Origin of the sequence: Prevotella sp. SGI.167 (assembly GCF_050313615.1) — a bacterium.
In the GTDB taxonomy this organism is placed as follows: Bacteria; Bacteroidota; Bacteroidia; order Bacteroidales; family Bacteroidaceae; genus Prevotella.
Genome location: NZ_JBNPLT010000088.1, coordinates 1 through 1,688, shown reverse-complemented (window position 1 = coordinate 1,688; position 1,688 = coordinate 1). Strand labels below are relative to the sequence as shown.

The 1,688-nt window shown below is 38.9% G+C and carries 2 protein-coding genes; both read left to right on the top strand.

What is annotated here, in order from left to right; all coding sequences use genetic code 11:
* The first annotated feature begins 351 nt into the window (after nucleotides 1-351).
* Complete coding sequence (locus ACQRBJ_RS15930) at nucleotides 352-1,134, top strand: glycoside hydrolase family 25 protein (RefSeq protein ID WP_445304217.1); 783 nt, start codon at nucleotides 352-354, stop codon at nucleotides 1,132-1,134.
* A 78-nt stretch (nucleotides 1,135-1,212) separates the two neighbouring features.
* Nucleotides 1,213-1,608: a DUF6717 family protein gene (locus ACQRBJ_RS15925; protein WP_445304216.1), complete on the top strand. Its 396-nt coding sequence runs from the start codon at nucleotides 1,213-1,215 to the stop codon at nucleotides 1,606-1,608.
* Nucleotides 1,609-1,688: the final 80 nt, after the last annotated feature.

Below are 1,688 nucleotides of genomic sequence, written 5' to 3'. Positions count from 1 at the left end.
CTTAGAGGGCTTGTTCAAGTGCTCAGTTGATGTAGTGCGTATTCACAAAAACATGAATCCTTTCTTTAAATCAAGAATAGAACGGGATGGAATCTATGCAATATCATAGCTCATCATTATTTTGAGGTTGATGCCGATCAGATTTGGTGGATTATAGAAACCTTTGAAAAAGGCAATTCAGGAAATGATAGAATCTTTAAAACGGATACTTGATGAGTAATGTCAGGTAGCTGTTTTGTCATTTCGTACTTCCAGCCCCCTATTTCATACATTTACCCCCCAACTTTCTATGCTGTTTCGGATAAATTCACTATCTTTGTTCCCCTGAAAACAACTAAAAAATAAAATGTAATGAAGAAAGGATTAAAATACACTTTGGTTTCCTTAGGCAGCCTGGTCGTATTGGCTGGTATTGGTCTGGGAATCATGTATGTGGTGTCGCCATATAAGGTGAAGCGATGGTTAGGCATCGTTTCATCTTATTCTGATGTGTTCGTTGATAGATTGAAAGGGCAACCTTATACTCGTGGCGGATATGACGGCATTGATGTTTCGAAACACAATGGAGTTATCAAGTGGAAGGAAATTGCGAAGAATAAGCGAATCAAGTTCGTTTATATCAGAGCTACACATGGTAAGGGATATGTGGATCGACATTATCGCCGAAATATCAGACTGGCTCGTAAATATGGGTTGAAGGTAGGATCTTATCATCTGATGTCTGCCGGCTCTTCTGCAACTGCTCAGTTCCGGGATTTCCAAAAGATGGTGAAGAAGAGTGAGCAGGACTTGATTCCTGTATTGGATGTGGAGGAGAAAGGCATCCAGGGAAGATGGAAGGGACGACAGCTGCAGGATAGCATACAGGTGTTTGCTGACTTGGTGAAGAAACACTATGGCAAGTATCCTATCATCTATAGCAACGAGAGCTTCTATAATAAGGAGATGGGGGCGAAGTTCAATCGCTATTATCTCTTCATCGCCAATTATAACTCCCGACAACCCTCTATCGACGGCAGAGGAAAGTGCAATATCTGGCAGTATTCAGAAACCGGACATTTGCATGGTATTGGAGAAAGGGTAGATTTAAGCAGATTCATGAATGGTACAACCATCAAGGATTTGATGCTGTAAGAAACGAAGAAGCTTATTGCTACCTAATTTCATTACGAACGAAACTTTTGTAGAATTTAATAAAACGTTTAAACAAAAATGAATTATTTTAAATTGTTTGCCACTTTAGTAAAGGCTATGGTGAAATCTTTGAGCACTCGTCAGTATGTTCTTACTTTCGAAAAAGAGAGTGATAACCTATGGTATATTAAAATGCCTTGGGCTGGACACCATCATAACTTGCAGATGGTTGCAGGAGCTAACCATTTGTTGGAGACATTCAAGTCTAGATTGGTCACTGTACGTGTATCTTACGAACAGAAAGAATCTACTGATATCTGTCTTACCAGACAATATTACAGAATCTTTGGTGGTGCTACCTACAAGGTTTCCAATTTAGAGGGATTCACAAAGGAGGTTTGGATTTGCCCAGTTACTTTGTTCGTACTTGGTAAATATACAAAACGAATTTATGTCTCAAACTCTCAGAAGTAACATAGTTCATAAACTGGAGAGAATAGTCTACCATGTTTACCTTTCAAGGGATAATGGTATTAATAGATAACTAAAAGATA